Origin of the sequence: Parafrankia sp. Ea1.12, assembly GCF_900465275.1 — a bacterium.
Lineage (GTDB): Bacteria > Actinomycetota > Actinomycetes > Frankiales > Frankiaceae > Parafrankia > Parafrankia soli.
The window spans coordinates 1-371 of sequence record NZ_UBIZ01000292.1 but is presented as its reverse complement, the minus strand read 5'-3'; the positions used below and the strand labels follow the sequence as shown (position 1 = coordinate 371).

Genomic DNA, 371 nt, shown 5'->3' with positions numbered 1-371 from the left:
GGGGAGCTGACCGGTTTCAGCGGGCGCTGGGCGGTGGGCCGGGGCCTGATCGTCACCGCGATCGCCTTCACTCCCCCGACCTGAAACCTGCCGCACCCGCAGCGATCCGCCCGGTCGGGCGGCCAGGTCGGGAAGCGCGGTGCGGGTGAAGATTCGCCGGGGTCGGCCTACCGTGGGTGGGTGTGAGCGTGGTGTTCCTGGAGGCCTCCGGGCCTGCACCGCCCGACCTGTGCTGGGAGCGGTACGCCGTCCCGGCGGCCTGGCCGGGCTGGGCGCCGCAGATCCGGGCGGTCGAGATCGAGAGCGCGGGGCGCGCCCCCGCGGGCACCGCGGGCTTGGCGGGCCCGGCGGGTGCCGCGGCCGGAGCGTAT

General features: G+C 76.8%; 1 pseudogene. It reads left to right on the top strand.

Annotated elements, in window-relative coordinates:
• Window positions 1-182: 182 nt before the first annotated feature.
• Window positions 183-371 (top strand): annotated as a pseudogene (locus tag FMEAI12_RS14265) (SRPBCC family protein); the annotation flags it as partial.